This window comes from Pseudonocardia sp. 73-21 (assembly GCF_001899645.1).
Classification (GTDB): Bacteria; Actinomycetota; Actinomycetes; order Mycobacteriales; family Pseudonocardiaceae; genus Pseudonocardia.
In genome coordinates this window covers 1-17,135 of the sequence record NZ_MKVV01000026.1, presented here as the reverse complement: position 1 = coordinate 17,135, position 17,135 = coordinate 1, and the positions used below count along the sequence as shown (strand labels likewise).

Sequence of the window (17,135 nt, the reverse complement as noted above, 5' to 3'; positions counted from 1 at the left end):
GCCGCGCGCAGCCGCCCGGCCAGCTCCTGGAACCGGGGGACGGTCAGGATCAGGCCGAAGTGCGGCACCGGCACGTCGTGGCCGTCGACCGGGTTGTGGACCTGCTCGGGCCGGCCGGGCGCCAGGTGCGTGACCAGTTGGTGGCCGTGCAGGTTCCAGTCCACCCAGATGTCGCTGCTGCGGCCCTGCTCCAGGCCGAGCACGTCACCGTAGAAGCGGCGGGCCGCGTCGAGGTCGTCGACCGGTACGGCCAGGTGGAACCGCGGGACGGGGGAGTCGAGATCGCTCACGCGGGCCCACGTTAGTTCGCAGCCCGCACCGCAGCGGCGGCGACGTGGTCCCCCCGCGCCTCCAGGCCCGCGACCACCCCGTCCACGTCCGCGGCCGGCCGGTTCTGGCTCATCTTGAGCTTCGCCTCGATGCGGGAGATCACGAGCTCCACCCCGACGATCGCGCGCAGCTGTCCGGCCACGAACGCGGGCGGGGCGTCGTCCACCGACCACGGCGTCGGCTCGGCCGCCTCGTGCAGGTCGGTCAACCGTCGCACCAACGCGTCCAGCCACTCGACGTCGTCGTGGATGCGCAACTCCCCGTAGACGTGGGCGGTCAGGTAGTTCCACGTCGGCACCACGCGGCCGTGCTCGGCCTTCGACGGGTAGAAGCCGGGCGAGACGTACGCGTCGGGGCCGTGGACGATCACCATCGCCTCCCCGATGACGGGCCGCGACCAGTGGTCGTTGTTGCGGGCGACGTGCCCGAGCAGGGAACCGCCGTCGTGGAGGAACGGCAGGAACGTCGCGACCAGGCCGTCCTCGGTCATCGTCACCAGGTCGGCGGCCTGCGGTCGGGCGAGCAACTCGCTGATGTCGTCGGCGGCGAAGTGCGCGGGCACGTACATCAGGCGATCCGGTGCTCGACGAGGTCCCACCGGTTGCCGAAGGGATCGGCGAACACCGCCACCGATCCGTAGGGCTCGTGGCGCGGCTCCTCCAGGAACGTGACGTCCGCGGCGAGCATGCGGGCGTGGTCGGCCGCGAAGTCCGACGTGGACAGGAACAGGGCCACGCGACCGCCGGTCTGGTCGCCGATGCGGGCCTCCTGCTCGGGTCCGGCGGCCTGCGCGAGGAGCAACGACGCCCCGGTGCCACCCGGCGGTGCGACCACCACCCACCGCTTCCCGTCGCCCAGCGCCGTGTCGTCGACGAGCGCGAACCCCAGCGCGTCGACGTAGAAGGCGATCGCCGCGTCGTAGTCGGGGACGACGAGCGTGACGAGCCCGATCCGCTGGGCCGGGCGCGGGTCGCGAGGGGCGTTGTCCCAGCGCCAGCCGTCGGCCCGGCGCGGCCGGTCGGGCAGCGCGATCCGCCCGCACGCCCAGAGCAGCGTCGTCCACGGGTCGGCGGCCGGCCCGACGTCACGGAACAACCGCGCCAGCACCCGCGCACAGAGGCCGGGGTCCGGGTCGAACGGCACGCGCAGGCCCTGCGCCACGTCGTGGGTGTGCACCAGCGTCTCGAGCACGCCCATCGCGGCGGAGGCCTCCGCGTCGGCGCGTCCGAAGGCGTGGTGGCCGGTGACGCCGGGCGGGGTCACCTGCACGATCGCGGCGAGCAGGGCTCCCGACGCCGTCAGCACCGCGAACAGACCCTCCGGCCCGGCGGCGGGATCCGAGCGGATGGCGTTCTCCTCACCGCCGGGAGTGCGCGCCGCAGCCTCCAGGGGCAGATAGGTCCGGTAGCCGGGCGCGCCGAGCTGGGCGCCGTAGAAGACCAGGTCGTCGGCGATGTGCTCGACTGTCTCCCAGCAGCTCCACTCGAGGTCACCCGCGGGGGCCCACCAGTCGCGGTCGGCGCCGGCGCGCAGGGCGGTGACGGCGGAGGCGACGGCGGCGAGGACATCATCGGCGGTGACGGGCACCGGGCGACCCTAGACAACCGGGTGGCCGGGTCGCGCGTGAGTTGCCCATCATGGCCGGGTGATCGAGATCGGAGCCCGGCGCCGCGCCCAGCCCGCGCCGCCGCACATCGTCCCCGCCTCCCTGATCACGCCCGACGGCGACCCGACCCGCCCGTGGGGGCACCTGCTCGCGGACGAGCGGCGTCCGTGCGTCGTCGAGCGCGCGCTGAAACTGCCGACTCGCGCACCGAAAACTGCCGACTCGCGGGCTTGGAACCGCCGACTCGCGGGGTGGTCAGAGGCGGTGGGCGCCCTCTGACGGGTCCGCTCTCCGGATCTCGGGCTGCCTCAGGCCCTCCGCCGTGAAGGCGTCGCGGACGCTCGTCGCCACGTCGTCCACCCGGCTCACCGGGACCAGCGCTATCGCCGAGCCGCCGAAGCCACCCCCGACCATCCGCGCCCCGAACGCGCCCGAGGCGCGGGCGGTCTCACAGGCCAGGTCCAGCTCGCGGCAGGAGACCTCGAAGTCCTTCGCCAGCGACGTGTGCGACGCGTCGAGCAGCGGGCCGATGTCCTGCAGGCGGCCGTCGTCGAGCAGTGCGACCGCCTCGCGGACCCGCGCGATCTCCGTGACGACGTGCCGCGCCCGGCGCAGCGGCTCGCCGTCGAGGGCGTCCAGGTCGCGCAGCGTGGCGTCGCGCAGGCTGTGCAGCCCGAGCGTCGCCGCCGCCTTCTCCACCGCGGCCCGGCGCTCGCCGTACTGCCCGTCGGCCAGGTGGTGCCGGACGCGGGTGTCGATCACCAGCACGCGCAGGCCGTCGTCGGCGGGGGCGAAGGGGACCTGGCGTGTGGAGCCATCGCGGGTGTCGAGCAGCAGCGCGTGCCCGGCGGTGGACAGCAGCGACGCGGCCTGGTCCATCCCGCCCGTCGACGCGCCCACCACGTCGTTCTCGGCGCGGATGCAGGCGGCCGCCAGCTCGCGGCGGTCGAGCGCCAGGCCGAACAGGTCGTTGACGGCCAGCGCCGTCGCGCACTCCAGCGCCGCCGAGGACGACAGGCCCGCCCCCAGCGGCACGGTCTCGCTGACCAGCAGGTCGATCCCGCCGACCGAGTGCCCGGCCTCGCGCAGCGCCCACAGCACCCCGGCGGCGTAGCCGGCCCAGCCCGCGGGCGAGCCCGGGCCGATCGCGTCGAGCGCGCCCTCCCAGCCCTCGCCCTCGGCCGCGCTCTGCAGCCGGACGCGGCCGTCCGTGCGGGCGCCCACCTCCACCACCGTGCGCTCCGCGATCGCGAACGGGAGGCAGAGGCCCTCGGCGTAGTCGACGTGCTCGCCGATCAGGTTGACGCGCCCCGGAGCGGCCCAGCGGCCGTCCGGTTCGCGGTCGAACAGGTTCCGGAAACCCGTCATGCCCCGTGCTCCTCGACCGGTGGGGCGGTGGTCCGCCGGGTCATACAGCGCCTCGCAGCCTCTCCGCGATCTGCTCCGGCGCCGCGTCGTTGACCCACGCCGCCATGCCCGACTCCGACCCCGCCAGGTACTTGAGCTTCCCGGGCGCCCGGCGCAGGGAGAACAGCTGCAGGTGCAGGCGGGTGAGGTCGCGTCCGGTGTGGACGGGTGCCTGGTGCCAGCCGGCGATGTAGGGCAGCTCCGACGGCTCGCCGAAGTAGTGCTCGAGGCGCTGCAGCAGCTCGCGGTAGACCACGGCCAGCTCGTCGCGCTCGGCGTCGTCCAGGGCGGTCATGTCGGGTACCGCCCGGTGCGGCACGAGGTGGGCCTCCACCGGCCAGCGGGCCGCGGCCGGCACGAACGCGGTCCAGTGCTCCCCGTCGATGACGACGCGGGTGCCGGCCTTGCGCTCGGCGTCGAGCACGTCGCCCATGAGGTCGCGGCCGGTGCGCTGGCGGTGTGCGCCCGCCCTGGTGATCAACGACGCCGTGCGCGGGGTGACGAAGGGGTAGCCGTAGATCTGGCCGTGCGGGTGCTGCAGCGTCACCCCGATCTCCTGGCCGCGGTTCTCGAACGGGAACACCTGCTCGATGCCGGGCATGGCCGAGAGCTCGGCGGTGCGGTCGGCCCACGCCTCGATGACGGTGCGCACCCGCGACACGGGCAGCGAGCCGAACGACGCGTTGTGGTCGCTGGTGAAGCAGACGACCTCGCAGCGCCCGTTGGCCGGGCGCTGCGGCCACAGCGGGTTGCCGTCGACGTTCGGCTCGACGTCGGCGGTGGTCCGCGCGAACGAGGGGAAGCGGTTCTCGAACACCACCACGTCGTAGTCGGCGGCCGGGATCTCCGTGGGCTCGTGGCCGGGGCGGGTGGGGTCGAGCGGGCAGTGGTCGGCGGGCGGGAGGTAGGTGCGGTTCTGCCGGTGCGCGGCGATGGTGACCCACTCGCCGGTGAGCACGTCGAAGCGCATGGTGGACGCGTGCTCGACGACGGGCAGGTCGCGGGTGTCGGGCAGCACCTCGCGGTCGGTGGTGACGTCGTCGAAGTAGAAGAGCTCGCGGCCGTCGGCCATGCGGGCCTGTGTGCGCCGGACGTTCACGTGCCGGTCCCTTCGGTCGTGCGCGTAAATCCGGGTGGGAACACTGTTATCCGCGCACGGGCGGCGGAGCCGCGCATCGTGGTCACGCCGCCAGCACCACCCGTCCGCAGCTGCTCTCCAGGACCTTGCGCGCATCGGGCTCCAGCTGGTCGTCGCTGACGACGACGTCCACCTCGCCCAGGGTCGCGATCGTGCTCAACCCCACCACCCCCCACTTCGAGTTGTCGGCCACGACGGCGACCCGCCGGGCACTGGCCACGAGGGCCCTGTTCGTCTCGGCCTCCACGAGGTTCGGGGTGGTGAAGCCGGCCTCGGCGTCCATCCCGTGCACCCCCATGAGCAGCCAGTCCACGTGCAGCCGGCGCAGCGCGGCCACGGCGATCGGCCCCACCAGCGCGTCCGACGGCGTGCGCTCACCGCCGGTGAGGATCACCGAGAGGTCGTCGCGGCCCGACTCGTGCAGCACCTCGGCCACCCGCAGCGAGTTGGTGACGACGGTCAGCCGCGGCACCCCGAGCAGCGCACTCGCGACGGCGTGCGTGGTGGTGCCCGCCGACAGCGCCACCGACGCCCCCGGCTCGATGAGGTTGGCCGCCGCCGCCGCAATGGCCTGTTTCGCCGCCGTGTGCAGCCCCAACTTGGCGACGAACCCGGGCTCGTCGACGCTGCTGCCGGCGACCGTGGCCCCGCCGTGCACCCGCGTGACGAGGCCACGGGCGGCCAGTACGTCGATGTCGCGACGCACGGTCATGTCGGACACGCCGAGGCGCTCGACGAGCTCGGAGACCCGCGCACCGCCGGTGGTGCGCACCTCGTCGAGGATCAGCTCCTGGCGTTGGCGGGCGAGCATCAGGTCCCTTCCTGCACCACAGCCGCGGCACCTGCGACTACCGTGACCGTACCGTTACAGCTGGTCCCGGACAGCAGCTCGGTACCGGTGGCGGGCACCGCCACGTCGGCGTTCGTCCGGTTGAGCACGAACAGGTACTCCCCGCGGCGTACGACCTCGACGCCGGGAGAGCCCGCGCGCGTCACGCCCGCCTCGGTCGCGATCCGCTCGGCGAGTGCCGCGGTGGCCTGCTCGTCGAGCCGGGTGGCCACGTACCAGGCCGTCCCGTTGCGGGTGATCGCCGGCGTGCCGGGCAGCGGGCCGTCGGCGTAGGAGGCGACGACGGACGCGTCGGTGGTGGTGAGCAGCTCCGTCCACAGATCGGCGTGCGACCCGTCGTCGAGCGTCACACCCGCGCCCGGGGCCAGCGGCGCGAACTCCTCCGACCGCACTCCCAGCAGCTCCCGGAACGCTCCCGGGTAGCCGCCGAGGCGGATGTGGTCGGCCTCGTCGACGATCCCGGAGAAGTACGTGACGAGCACGTGCCCCCCGCGGTCGGCGACGGCCTGCAGCGCGGGGGCCACGGCGTCGGAGACCAGGTACAGCGTCGGGACGACCACCAGCTTGTAGCCGGACAGGTCCGACTCCGGGTGCACGACGTCGGCCGTCGCACCCAGGTCGGTGACCGCGGAGTGCCAGCGGTGCACGGCGTCGATGTAGTGCAGCTCGCCGCTGGGGTGGCTGCCCAGATCGCAGGCCCACCAGGCGTTCCAGTCCCACAGCACCGCGACGTCGGCCCGCACGCGGCTGCCGGCCACGTCACCGATCTTCTTCAGCGCCGCGCCCAGCTCCACGACCTCGCGGAACTTCACCGAGTCCCGGCCCGCGTGGGGGACGAGCGCGGAGTGGAACTTCTCCCCGCCGGCCCGCGAGGCGCGCCACTGGAAGAACGCGACGCCGTCGGCCCCGCGGGCGACGTGCTGCAGCGAGTCGAGCAGCAGCTCACCGGGCCGCTTCGCCAGGTTGACGGGCTGCCAGTTCACCGCCGAGGTGGCCGACTCCATCAGCAGCCACGGCTCCCCTCCCGCGACGCCCCGGGTGAGGTCGTCGGTGAACGCCTGCTCCGCGTGGATGTGCGGGAGCCGGTGGTCGAGGTAGTGGTCCTGGCTGACGACGTCCATGTCCGGCGCCCACGCGAAGTAGTCCTGTTCGGACTGGTGGGAGCTGACCATGAAGTTCGTGGTGATGGGCACGTCGGGTGAGACGTCGCGCAGCACGTCGCGCTCGGCGCGGTGGTAGTCGAGCAGCTCGTCGGAGGAGAAGCGGGCGAAGTCCAGCTCGTGCGTCGGGTTGGGCACCGCCGGCGTGATCCGCGGCGGCAGCACCTCCTCGAACGACGTGTAGTGCTGGCTCCAGAAGGCGGTGCCCCAGGCGTCGTTGAGCTTCTCGATGTCGCCGTACCGGTCGGAGAGCCACACCCGGAACGCCGCCGCGCTGACGTCGCACCAGCACCGGCCGTTGTGGCAGCCCAGCTCGTTGGACACGTGCCAGAGCCGCACGGCCGGGTGGTCGCCGTAGCGCTGCGCCATCGTCCGGACGAGCTCGAGCGCGTAGGTCCGGAAGACCGGCGAGCTCGGGCACCACGACTGGCGGCTGCCCGGCCAGAGCGTGTGCCCGGCCGCGTCGACGGTGAGGATCTCGGGGTGGGCGGCGGTCAGCCACGGCGGGGGTGCCGCCGTGGCCGTCGCCATGTCGATCGCGATGCCGCCCTCGTGGAGCAGACCGACGATCTCGTCGAACCAGCCGAAGTCCCAGGTGTCGGGGGTCGGCGCCAGCTTCGCCCAGGAGAAGACGCCGAGCGTCACGAAGCCGACGCCGGCCTCCTGCATGAGTGCGATGTCCTCGGGCCACACCGAGCGCGGCCACTGCTCGGGGTTGTAGTCGCAGCCGAGGGCGATGCCATCGAACGGCAGTGTCATGGAAGGGCGATGGCTCATCCCTTGGTCGCTCCCAACGTCAGACCGGAGACGAACTGCTTCTGCAGCGCGAAGAAGATGATCAGAACGGGCAGCATGACCAGCACCGACCCGGCCGAGAGCAGGTTGTAGTCGGTGAAGAACTGACCCTGCAGGTTGCCCAGCGAGCTCGTGATCGGGAGCTTGTCACCGCGCTGGATCAGCACGACGGCCCAGAAGAACTCGTTGTAGACCCACGTGACCTGCAGCGTCGCCAGCGCGGCCAGCGGCGGCCGGCACAGCGGCAGCGTGAGCTGGAAGAACTGGCGCGTGACGCTCGCGCCGTCGACCCGCGCCGACTCGTAGATCTCGTTCGGGATCGTCTTCATGTAGTTGCTCAGCACGAACGTGCAGAAGCCGAGCTGGAAGGCGATGTTCATCAGGATGACGCCGATGGGCGAGTTCAGCAGCGAGCCCGAGTCGCTGAGCCAGAACGGCAGCTCGGTCGACCGGAACATCCGGTAGACCGGGATGAGCAGCGACTGCGGCGGCAGCAGGTTCGCGGCCAGGAAGATCGCCAGCAACGAGAGGTTGAACCTGAACGAGAAGCGCGAGAGCACGAACCCCACGCAGCAGGCCAGGAACAGCGTGACGATCACGGCCGGGGCGGTGATGACGAGCGAGTTCCAGAAGTGGATCCCGAAGTCGCCCTGCGTCCAGGCGTTCAGGTAGTTCTTGATGGTGAACCCGCCGAACGACACGTAGCCGTTCTGGGCGGTGTAGGAGTAGTCGCGGAACGAGTTGTAGATGGCCCACGCGATGGGGAAGATCCACCCGAGTGACACGATCACGAGGAAGGCGTGCAGGACGATGCGGGGCGGTTTCGGCCACACCCGGGCCGGTCTGACAGCCAGATCCGTCACTTCTGCCTCTCCTCTCGCATCACGATGGTCAGGTAGATCGCCACGAAGATCGAGCTGATGACCAGCATGATCGTCGCCATGGCGGAGCCGAAGCCGACGCGGCTCGCTTCACCCACCACGTTCTGGGTGACGAGCGTGGCGATCGTCTCCAGGCCGTTGCGGCCCTTGTTGATGACGTAGACCAGGTCGAACGCGCGCAGCGCCTCGATCACCGTGATCACCAGGACGATGATGTTGATCGGCCGCATCACCGGGAAGATCACCCGGAAGAACGCCTGCCGCTCGTTCGCGCCGTCGATCATGGCGGCCTCGCGCAGCGACGGGTCCACCGCCTTCAGACCCGCCAGGTACAGAAGCATGATGTAGCCGACGTGCTTCCAGCTGGCGGCCACCAGAGCTGCCCACAGGTTGATGCTGGAGTCGCCGTACCAGTCGATCTGCGTGCCGAGCACCGCGTTCAGGATGCCCTGGTCGCGGGAGTAGATCAGCTGCCAGACGAAGCCGACGAGGGCGAGGCTCATGATCACCGGCAGGTAGAACGCCGTCTGGTAGACGCGGCTGCCCTTGATCTCCTTGTCCAGCAGCACGGCCAGGAACATCCCGAACGGCGTGGCCACGACGAACAGCACGGCGAGCCACAGCAGGTTGTGCTGCAGCGCCGGCCAGAACGGCGGGTAGTTCGTGGCCACGTTGGTGTAGTTGTCGGCGCCGATGGCCTTGATGCTGCTCAGCGCACCGATGCCGTTCCAGTTCGTGAACGACAGCGCGACGGTGGCGACGGCCGGGAACCAGACGAGCACGAGCACGAGCAGCGTCGGCACCGCCACCATCACCGACACGACGATGAGGTCCGTGCGGGTCAGCTTGTGCACCTTCTGGTTGCGGGCGCGCCGGGGCTTGTCAGGTGGGGGATCGGCGGCGCGGGCAGGCGCGATCTCGGATTGTGCGGTCATTGTCCCGGCCCCGTCAGCTGGTGAAGATGGTCTTCTTCTGGCTCTCGATGCTCTTCGTCAGGCCGTCGATGTCGTTGGGGTTCTTGATGAACGACTGGATCGCCGGGATCATGACGGTGGAGGCGAAGTCGGGGCGCGTGTCGCGGTCCATGAACTGCGAGATCTCCTTGGCGCCCGCCACGAACTCCACGGCCTTCTTCTGCAGCTTCGTGTAGCCCGAGGTGTCGGCGCCCGAGTTCGCGGCGACGACGGTGGGGTCGGACTTGACGTAGATGCCCTGGGCCTGCGGCGTGGCCAGGTAGGACAGGAACTTCTTGGCCGCGGCCTCGTTCTTCGGCCGCGCCGCCATCATGAAGCCGTCGATGGGAGCCTCGACGGCGGTGGTGCCGATGTTCGAGTCGATCTCGGGGAAGGTGAAGAAGTCCAGGTCGTCCTGGTCGGCGCCCTTCGTGAACTGCTGGCCGAGGAACATGCCCAGCACGTAGGTGCCCGACTTCTTCTGCTGCAGGCTCTGCGCGGCCTCCTGCCAGGTGCGACCCAGCGAGTCGGCCTGGTGCAGCGGCAGGATGCGCTTCCAGGTGTCGAACACGGTCTTGACCTTCGCCGAGTCCCACGCCTCCTTGCCGGCCATCAGGTCGACGTGGAACTGGTAGCCGTTGATCCGCAGGTTGAGCTGGTCGAACGTGCCCATCGCGGGCCAGCCGTCCTTGTCGCCGAAGGCGATCGGGGTGAGGCCGTCCTTCTGCATCTGGGCGCCGAGCGCGACGTACTCGTCGAGGGTCTTGGGCACCTGGTAGCCCTTGGCCGCGAAGACGCTGGGCCGGTAGTAGACCGCCCAGGGGTAGTAGTCGAACGGCACGAAGTACTGCTTGCCGTCGGCGGCGGTGGAGGCCTTCTTCAGGGCGTCGGAGTCGCCCTGGATGCCCGACCAGACGTCGGAGATGTCGCCGGCGAGGCCCTGCTGGGCGAAGAACTGCATGCGGTAGCCGGCGAACCACGTGAACACGTCGTCGGGCTGACCCTGCAGGTAGTTGTTGATGTTCTCCTGGAACGTGTTGTGGTCGACCGTGTTCGTGGTGATCTGGATGGCCGGGTCGTTGAAGCCCTTCACCAGCGCCTCGTACGCCGCCTTCGGCGTGGCGTCGGACTGGTTGGACCCGAACGACAGCGCGCCGCTCGCGTTGGCCACATCGGCGGCGCCGGCGCTGCCCCCGCCCGACCCGCAGGCCGCCAGGAGGCCGGTGGCCCCGAGGAGCCCGGCGCCCGCGACGGCGCTCTTGAGCAGCGAACGGCGCCCCAGGCGGGTAGCCGCCACCGACGCGGGGGTGAGCCCGGCCAGGTACTGGGCCTCGGTCGAGGGTCGGGACATGTCGCCTCCATTGGAGATCAAGTCAGGATGTGCTGTGCGGGTGTGACCGCGAGGTGAAGGAACGATGGCGCACGACCCCGAAAGAGTCAATACTTTCCAACAACGTCCAACAGGGGAGCCGAGCACATGCCAACAAGTTCCAACATCGAGACGGCCGTCCTGCGGGCTGGCGGCACCGCCGTCCTGCTCGATCTGAGCGGCCCGGGACTGCCCCGGATCCTGCACTGGGGGGCCGATGTGGATCTTCCGGACACGTCACTCCCCGCAGTCGTCGCGGCGCTGGAGCCCGGCGTCCCGCCCGGCACCGTCGACGCTCCCTGGCCCCTGACGGTGCTCCCGGGTGCCGCCGACGGCTGGCCCGGCCGCGCCGCGGTCCGTGGACAGGGGCGCGTGCCCTATCCGCGCTGGTCGGTCGCCTCCCACGACGTCACGCCGACAACGGTCCGGGTCGCGGCCCGCGACGCCGAGGCGGGCCTGGGGCTGGACCTGGCGCTGGTGCTCGAACCGTCCGGGGTCCTGACGACCGATGTCACGTTGAGTAACCGGGGAGGGGAGGAATATGTACTCGCGGGCCTCACCCCGGTGCTGCCCGTTCCCTCCCGCGCGGGGGAGCTGCTGGACCTCACCGGCCGGTGGTGCCGGGAGCACTCACCGCAGAGGTCACAGGTGCATGTCGGAATCCGTGCGCGGGAGTCCTGGCGGGGCCGACCCGGACACGACGCCACACCGCTGCTCGTGGCGGGCACCCCCGGGTTCGGGTTCGGCCACGGCGAGGTGTGGGGCGTGCACGTCGCGTGCGGCGGCAACTCCGTGCACCTCGTCGAGCGGGTGCCCGAGGGCTTCGCCGTGCTGGGCGGCGGCGAGCTCGTCGAGCCCGGTGAGATCGTGCTCGCCCCGGGCGAGGCCTACACCGCGCCGACGCTGCTCGCGGCCTGGTCCGACGAGGGCCTCGACGGGCTCTCGGCGCGGCTGCACGAGCACGTCCGTGCGCGGCCGGGCCACCCGTCGTCGCCGCGGCCGCTGACGCTCAACGTGTGGGAGGCCGTCTACTTCGACCACGACCTCGCCCGGCTCACCGCGCTCGCCGACCGCGCGGCCGCGCTGGGCGTCGAGCGCTACGTGCTGGACGACGGCTGGTTCCTCGGCCGCCGCGACGACACCAGCGGACTGGGGGACTGGGTCGTCGACCCGGACGTGTGGCCGGACGGTCTGCACCCCCTCGCGGACCACGTGCGGGGCCTCGGCATGCAGTTCGGGCTGTGGTTCGAGCCCGAGATGATCTCGCTGGACTCCGAGGTGGCCCGCGCCCACCCGGACTGGGTGCTCGCCGCCCCCGGCCGGCTCCCGCGCACGGCGCGCCACCAGTACGTCATCGACCTGGCCAACCCCGGCGCCTACGCCCACGTCCTCGGGCAGATCGACACGCTGTGCACCGAGTACGCGCTGGACGCGATCAAGTGGGACCACAACCGCGACCTGTCCGAACCCGTCCACGACGGCCGTCCGGGCGCCCACGTGCAGACCGAGGCGCTGCACCGGCTGTGGGACGAGCTGCGGGCCCGCCACCCCGACCTGGAGATCGAGTCCTGCGCGTCCGGGGGCGGACGCTCGGACCTCGCGACGCTCGCGCGTACCGACCGGATCTGGGCCTCGGACTGCACGGATCCCGTGGAACGCCAGGCCATCCAGCGCTGGACGGGCCTGCTCCTGCCGCCGGAGCTGGTCGGCGGGCACGTCGGCGCGCCGGTCTCCCACACCACCGGTCGCGCCAGCGCCCTGTCGTTCCGGCTGGTCAGCTCGCTGTTCGGACACGCGGGCATCGAGTGGGACATCACCACCTGCTCCGACGACGAGCTGGACCGGCTGCGCGAGTGGGCCGCGCTCTACAAGGAGCTGCGCGGGGTGCTGCACTCCGGCCGGACGGTGCGCGTCGACGATCCCGGGGAGGGGGCACTGCTGCACGGCGTCGTGGGTGCAGACCAGGGGATCTACGCCTACGTGCGGCTCGCGTCCACCGTCGACGTGATCCCGCCACGGCTGCTGCTGCCCGGCCTCGACCCCGCCCGGACCTACCGCGTGCAGGCCCGCGGCGAGGTCCCGTCGTCGGCGCGGGCGCAGACCCCGTGGCTGGAGAAGGGCGTCGAGCTCCCGGGCAGTGTGCTCACCCGGGTGGGGCTCGCGCCGCCGCTGCTGCACCCCGACCACGCGGTGCTGCTGCACGCGGTTGCCGTCCGGTAAGGAGAGCCTGCCGGAGCGACCAGGGGGAGGAGGCCGTCGCGGGGAGTCCGCTGACCTGGGGAGATCCCTAGATTTTCCCCATCGCCGGAACACGCCGGCCCCCGAACCCCGGAGCTGATGACCATGACTCTTCTCGACTTCATCAAGAACCTGCTCGGCAACGACGAGCTGCGTCAGGACTTCGCCCAGGACCCGCAGGGCACCTTGCACGACGCCGGCCTCGACGGGGTCAGCCCCGCCGACATCCACGACGCCCTGATCCTCGCGGAGGACGACAGCCAGCACGCCGACTTCAGCCGCAGCTACGACACGGGCCACAACAGCATCGGCTACTCGGCCCCGCCCCCGCCCGTCCACCACGACTACGCGACGCCCGCCGCGTCCCACGAGGCCGCCGCGCAGTACCTGAACAACTACGTCACCAACAACTACATCGACGACCGCGACACCACGGTCGACAACTCGGTGAACCAGCAGATCGACACCCACGGCGGCAACTTCGACCAGGACATCGACAACCACTCCGCGACCGCCTCCGGTGACGGCGCCGTCGCGGTGAGCGGCGACGTCAGCAACTCGCCGATCACCACGGGCGACAACAACCAGGTCGGCGACGGCAACGTCAAGGGCGACGGCAACGTGGTCGGCGACCACAACCAGGCCGTGACCGGCGACCACAACACCACGGCGTTCGGGTCCGGCGACGCCACCACCACGACGGTCGGCGGCGACGTCCACGTCGGTGCCGGCGGCGCGTTCGGCTCGGGCGGCGACACGACGGTCGACAACTCCGACAACTCGGTCCACGACTCCGGCAACACGAACACCGACAACTCCGTGAACAACTCGGGCAACGACTCGAGCGACCACAGCATCGACCACTCGTTCAACCACGACGACTTCGGCCACGGCGTCGACGTCCACACCGACGCCGACATCCACCCCGACGTCGAGGTCCACGTCCCGGACCACGCCGTCCCGGACCACGCCATGGCCGACCTGCCGGCCTGACCTGCGCACCCCGCGAGCCCCCTCCCCTCCCGGGCGGGGGCTCGCTAGTGCGCGTGCGGCTCCTCGCGGTGCACCGGGCCGTGGCTCTGCCTGCAGTGGCCGGGAGCCATCGGTAGCACCGTGACGTCCACCGGGACGGGCGCGGCGTGCGTGGCCGCGTGGTCGACCTGCAGCGTGGTGTGGGTGATGCCGTAGTCGCCGGCCAGCGCGAGCTCGAGGTCGCGGCGCAGGGAGTGGCAGTCGGCGCCCCGCTCGACGAGCACGTGGGCGGAGAGGGCCACCTCGCCGGAGGTGATCTCCCAGACGTGCAGGTCGTGCACCTCGTCCACCTGCCCGAACGAGACCAGGCGGTCACCCACGACGTCCGGGTCGATGCCGGCGGGGGAGGCCTCCAGGAAGATCCGCCCCGACTGGCGCACGAGGCCCACGCCCGCCTTGACCATCAGCCCGACCACGATCAGCGACGCGATGGCGTCGGCGCGGGCGAACCCGGTGAGCAGCACGACGGCACCGGCCACGGCGGTGGCGATGAAGCTGTAGAGGTCGTTGAGGATGTGCTGGAACGCGCCCTCGACGTTGAGGCTGGAACGGTTGGCGTGGCTGATGGCCCAGGCCGCGGCCACGTTGACCACGATCCCCACCAGCGCCGTGACGAGCACGAGCCCGCCCTCGACCTCCGGCGGGTCGATCAGCCGCCTGACCGCCTCGTAGGTGAGCCAGGCCGCGAGCAGCAGCAGCGTGAGGCCGTTGGCCTGGGCCGAGAGGATCTCGGTGCGCTTGAGCCCGAACGTGTAGGAGCCCCGGGCGGGCCGCGCGGCCAGCCGCATCGCGATCAGGGCCAGCACGATCGAGGCGGCGTCGGTGAGCATGTGGGCGGCGTCGGAGATCAGGGCCAGCGACTGCGCGGCGATGCCGACGACCACCTCGACGGCCATGAACCCGAGGATCAGTGCCAGCGCGATGCCCAGCCAGCGCCGGTCGGTGTCGGCCGTCATGCCGTGGCCGTGGCCGTGACCCCCGTGGCCGTGCCCGTGTGCGTCGCTCACGCCGCCACCATACATGCAGACTTCTGCATGTGTAAGGCTGACCTCAGGCGGCGGTGGTCATCCGGTCGGAATCCGGGTCGGGGTCGAACAGCTCGGCGTAGCGGGCCCAGGGTGCCGTTGCTGCTGGCCGGCGCCGTGCCGACGGTGCGCAAGGCGGTGGAGCACCCCACGGAGCTGCGCGAGGCGCCCGGGCGTCGCCGGGCCCAGACCTACGACAGCAGTGCGCGGACGGCGGCGGCCGGGTCGGCGAGGAAGCGGCGGGTGGCGCGTACGGGAGGGCGTCGTCGTAGGGCACCGGGTCGAGCGTGCCGTCGGCCGCGATCGCCATGATCCGGGCGTTCGGGACGGCCAGCGGGACGGGGGAGCGGGTGGCGATCAGGAACTGCGCACCCCGGTCCACGAGGTCCTGGATGCGCACGATCGCGGCCGTGCCACCGCGGGTCGAGAGCGCGGCCTCCGGCTCGTCGAGCAGGTAGAGGCCGTGCGGCCGGAAGCGGTGGGTGAGCAGGTCGAGGAACGACTCGCCGTGGGAGCGCTCGTGCGGGACATGCCTCCGTACGCGGGCAGCAGCGGCGGGCCGCCGGCCTTGTCGAGGCGCTCGATCTCCGTGGCCACGTTGTAGTACGACTCGGCCCGCAGGAAGAACGAACTGCGTTCCCGGCCCGGCGCCCGGCCGAGCGTCAGAGCCGACCCGAGCGCGGATTCCGTCGATCGGGTGGAGAAGCCGAACGACCTCGACCCGCGTGACCCCCGGCCCGAGCGTCAGCCACTTGCCGCAGCCCGTCGACGGCCGGCAGGTCGAAGGGGTAGCCGGTGCCCGCGGCCTTCTCGTCGGGCGCGACGTCGCGCAGGAAACGGCCGGTCGCGCTCAGCGCGCGTGGCCGTTGCTGCCGCCCGTCACCTTCTCCTCGACGCGTGCCCGCACGACCCCGGCGGCCCCCTGCACCGCGGGGTGGTCGGAGACGCGCTGGTAGGTGCGCTTGAGCTGCTCGTAGCGCTCGTGCCCGGCCTTCGCCCCCAGCACGTAGCCGACGGCTGCTCCCACCAGGAACTTCAACATCGTGGCCTCCCAGCCCCTCGTGCCCGTCGGGCCATCCTGCCCGAGCCGCCGCCCGCCCGCGCCACGGGCAGGCGGCCCCCGCCCGAACGGGGGTGCGGCGGTGCGCTAAAGTTCTCCACGTCGGCGGGGCAGCCCGCAGCACGTACGGTCCTCCGTAGCTCAACGGCAGAGCACTCGACTGTTAATCGAGTGGTTACTGGTTCGAATCCAGTCGGAGGAGCTCTACCAGCGGTGATGCCGCTGATGATCTCGATCCAGGTGATCGATTCCTGGTTTATTCCTGTGATCCACTTCAGCACTGGTCGCAGCGTGATCAAGTTCAGGTCCGCCGCACCGACGGTCGTCGCTGTTCAAGCCTCGGCATCAGACCGGGTCCTTCCTCGACTCGAGCCAGCTCAGCAGCTCCCCGCGCCGCCAGCGAAGGTGTCGTCCGATCCTGTAGGCCGGGCAGAACGTGCCCACCGACCGCTGCTTGTAGATGCTCTGGACGGGGATCTGGAGCATCTGGGCGACGTCGTCGATGCTCAGGAGTCGGTCGGGCACGTCTGCTGAGGCCACCAGCTTCATGCGGATCGGCCGCTCGGTTGACAGCCGAGACTGGCGCGCGACACCGCTGCCGCCGAGCCGTAGAGGAGCGCGCTGGACCAGGCGCGGAGCCTGTCGTCCGCGTAGAGCAGATACCGGCCGGCCCGGCAGGCCCAAAGACTGATGGTGCGGCGCTGCCGTTGGCCGTGCGTCGTGCGTGGGATGCCGATGTAGTCGGCGACGTCCTGATGGGCCCGGCGGCACAGATCGGGTCCGGTCAGTCATTGGTGATCACCTTCCGTCCGTGGCGCCGGCCTTCGGGCGGCGTCCGGAACCAATCGTCGGTGTCGAGGTGTGGTCGACAGAGTGGCCGGCAGTGGTCCGACTTGTGGTCGCCCGTTCCCTGTTGGCGAGGGTCGGCGACCGGTAGCCGGTCTTGCGTCCGATCCCGAGAGTGCGGCACGCCTCGACGGTGCCGATCCCGTTCGCCAACAGGGCCCAGTACCGGGCTTCCACGTCCAGCTGCCGCTTGCGTCCACGTCGAACCATCTGCACACCCCTCATGATCAGGAGTGTTGCGACAAGCCCTCGAACCCACGCGGACCAGCCGGGTCAGGGTTCAACCGGAGTTGACAGCCGGCGTGGACGAGGACCGGGACATATGACCCGCGACGTCGGTGGGCGGTCCAGGCCGAGGACGTTGCGCTGCGCTGCAGGCCGCCTAGGACGCTCCTGAAAAAGCCGGTCGTGTCGGTCCTGGCCGGGACGGTCGGGGCTGGGAGGA

General features: G+C 71.2%; 16 protein-coding genes and 1 tRNA gene. 3 read left to right on the top strand and 14 right to left on the bottom strand.

What is annotated here, in order from left to right; all coding sequences use genetic code 11:
- The 10 genes from BGP03_RS06365 to BGP03_RS06320 form a co-directional block, all read right to left on the bottom strand.
- The coding region (locus BGP03_RS06365) for a VOC family protein (RefSeq protein ID WP_299735814.1) at positions 1–290 on the bottom strand (290 nt) is incomplete at its 3' end.
- Positions 291–301: 11 nt separating this feature from the next.
- Positions 302–898 (bottom strand): FMN-binding negative transcriptional regulator, encoded by a 597-nt coding sequence (locus BGP03_RS06360; protein ID WP_296377123.1) that lies wholly within the window; start codon positions 896–898, stop codon positions 302–304.
- Complete coding sequence (locus BGP03_RS06355) at positions 898–1,281, bottom strand: VOC family protein (protein WP_296377163.1); 384 nt, start codon at positions 1,279–1,281, stop codon at positions 898–900. The genes BGP03_RS06360 and BGP03_RS06355 overlap by 1 nt, the downstream gene beginning before the upstream one ends.
- 910 nt (positions 1,282–2,191) lie before the next feature.
- Positions 2,192–3,304 (bottom strand): galactokinase, encoded by a 1,113-nt coding sequence (galK, locus tag BGP03_RS06350; protein ID WP_296377121.1) that lies wholly within the window; start codon positions 3,302–3,304, stop codon positions 2,192–2,194.
- Between the two features lie 40 nt (positions 3,305–3,344).
- Positions 3,345–4,415: a galactose-1-phosphate uridylyltransferase gene (gene galT, locus BGP03_RS06345; RefSeq protein WP_298797591.1), complete on the bottom strand. Its 1,071-nt coding sequence runs from the start codon at positions 4,413–4,415 to the stop codon at positions 3,345–3,347.
- A 109-nt stretch (positions 4,416–4,524) separates the two neighbouring features.
- Positions 4,525–5,292, bottom strand: a complete 768-nt coding sequence (locus BGP03_RS06340) for a DeoR/GlpR family DNA-binding transcription regulator (RefSeq protein ID WP_298797585.1) — start codon at positions 5,290–5,292, stop codon at positions 4,525–4,527.
- Positions 5,292–7,250, bottom strand: a complete 1,959-nt coding sequence (locus tag BGP03_RS06335) for a beta-galactosidase (RefSeq protein ID WP_298797586.1) — start codon at positions 7,248–7,250, stop codon at positions 5,292–5,294. Before BGP03_RS06335 ends, BGP03_RS06340 begins: the two co-directional genes overlap by 1 nt.
- 14 nt (positions 7,251–7,264) lie before the next feature.
- Positions 7,265–8,149: a carbohydrate ABC transporter permease gene (locus BGP03_RS06330; protein ID WP_296377118.1), complete on the bottom strand. Its 885-nt coding sequence runs from the start codon at positions 8,147–8,149 to the stop codon at positions 7,265–7,267.
- Positions 8,146–9,102 carry a sugar ABC transporter permease gene (locus BGP03_RS06325; protein WP_298797587.1) on the bottom strand — a complete coding sequence of 319 codons (957 nt, stop codon included), beginning with the start codon at positions 9,100–9,102 and terminating at the stop codon, positions 8,146–8,148. Before BGP03_RS06325 ends, BGP03_RS06330 begins: the two co-directional genes overlap by 4 nt.
- 13 nt (positions 9,103–9,115) lie before the next feature.
- Entirely contained in the window at positions 9,116–10,471 is a 1,356-nt protein-coding gene (locus BGP03_RS06320; protein WP_296377116.1) for an ABC transporter substrate-binding protein, read from the bottom strand.
- Between the two features lie 126 nt (positions 10,472–10,597).
- Here BGP03_RS06320 and BGP03_RS06315 point away from each other — a divergent pair, with 126 nt between their 5' ends.
- Positions 10,598–12,709 carry an alpha-galactosidase gene (locus BGP03_RS06315; RefSeq protein WP_298797588.1) on the top strand — a complete coding sequence of 704 codons (2,112 nt, stop codon included), beginning with the start codon at positions 10,598–10,600 and terminating at the stop codon, positions 12,707–12,709.
- A 123-nt stretch (positions 12,710–12,832) separates the two neighbouring features.
- A complete protein-coding gene (locus tag BGP03_RS06310) occupies positions 12,833–13,720 on the top strand; it encodes an IniB N-terminal domain-containing protein (protein WP_298797589.1) in 888 nt (295 codons plus the stop codon).
- 44 nt (positions 13,721–13,764) lie between these two features.
- On the opposite strand, the gene BGP03_RS06305 is transcribed toward BGP03_RS06310, so the two are convergent.
- From BGP03_RS06305 to BGP03_RS06295, 3 genes are all read right to left on the bottom strand, one after another.
- Entirely contained in the window at positions 13,765–14,766 is a 1,002-nt protein-coding gene (locus tag BGP03_RS06305) for a cation diffusion facilitator family transporter (RefSeq protein ID WP_296377113.1), read from the bottom strand.
- A gap of 43 nt (positions 14,767–14,809) precedes the next feature.
- On the bottom strand, positions 14,810–15,184 hold the full coding sequence (locus BGP03_RS06300) for a hypothetical protein (RefSeq protein ID WP_296377112.1): 375 nt from the start codon (positions 15,182–15,184) through the stop codon (positions 14,810–14,812).
- A 450-nt stretch (positions 15,185–15,634) separates the two neighbouring features.
- Positions 15,635–15,826, bottom strand: coding sequence for a hypothetical protein (locus BGP03_RS06295; protein WP_296377111.1), 192 nt, complete (start codon positions 15,824–15,826; stop codon positions 15,635–15,637).
- Between the two features lie 148 nt (positions 15,827–15,974).
- Here BGP03_RS06295 and BGP03_RS06290 point away from each other — a divergent pair.
- Positions 15,975–16,046 (top strand) — tRNA-Asn (locus BGP03_RS06290).
- Between the two features lie 143 nt (positions 16,047–16,189).
- On the opposite strand, the gene BGP03_RS06285 is transcribed toward BGP03_RS06290, so the two are convergent.
- On the bottom strand, positions 16,190–16,369 hold the full coding sequence (locus BGP03_RS06285) for a helix-turn-helix domain-containing protein (protein WP_296377110.1): 180 nt from the start codon (positions 16,367–16,369) through the stop codon (positions 16,190–16,192).
- Positions 16,370–17,135: the final 766 nt, after the last annotated feature.

Bases quoted from the DNA above. Each gene is read 5' to 3' on its own strand.
- galT (WP_298797591.1), bottom strand. From the start codon at position 4,415: ATGGCCGACGGCCGCGAGCTCTTCTACTTCGACGACGTCACCACCGAC.
- BGP03_RS06320 (WP_296377116.1), bottom strand. From the start codon at position 10,471: ATGTCCCGACCCTCGACCGAGGCCCAGTACCTGGCCGGGCTCACCCCC.
- BGP03_RS06360 (WP_296377123.1), bottom strand. From the start codon at position 898: ATGTACGTGCCCGCGCACTTCGCCGCCGACGACATCAGCGAGTTGCTC.
- BGP03_RS06315 (WP_298797588.1), top strand. From the start codon at position 10,598: ATGCCAACAAGTTCCAACATCGAGACGGCCGTCCTGCGGGCTGGCGGC.
- BGP03_RS06310 (WP_298797589.1), top strand. From the start codon at position 12,833: ATGACTCTTCTCGACTTCATCAAGAACCTGCTCGGCAACGACGAGCTG.
- BGP03_RS06295 (WP_296377111.1), bottom strand. From the start codon at position 15,826: ATGTTGAAGTTCCTGGTGGGAGCAGCCGTCGGCTACGTGCTGGGGGCG.
- BGP03_RS06325 (WP_298797587.1), bottom strand. From the start codon at position 9,102: ATGACCGCACAATCCGAGATCGCGCCTGCCCGCGCCGCCGATCCCCCA.
- BGP03_RS06340 (WP_298797585.1), bottom strand. From the start codon at position 5,292: ATGCTCGCCCGCCAACGCCAGGAGCTGATCCTCGACGAGGTGCGCACC.
- galK (WP_296377121.1), bottom strand. From the start codon at position 3,304: ATGACGGGTTTCCGGAACCTGTTCGACCGCGAACCGGACGGCCGCTGG.
- BGP03_RS06335 (WP_298797586.1), bottom strand. From the start codon at position 7,250: ATGACACTGCCGTTCGATGGCATCGCCCTCGGCTGCGACTACAACCCC.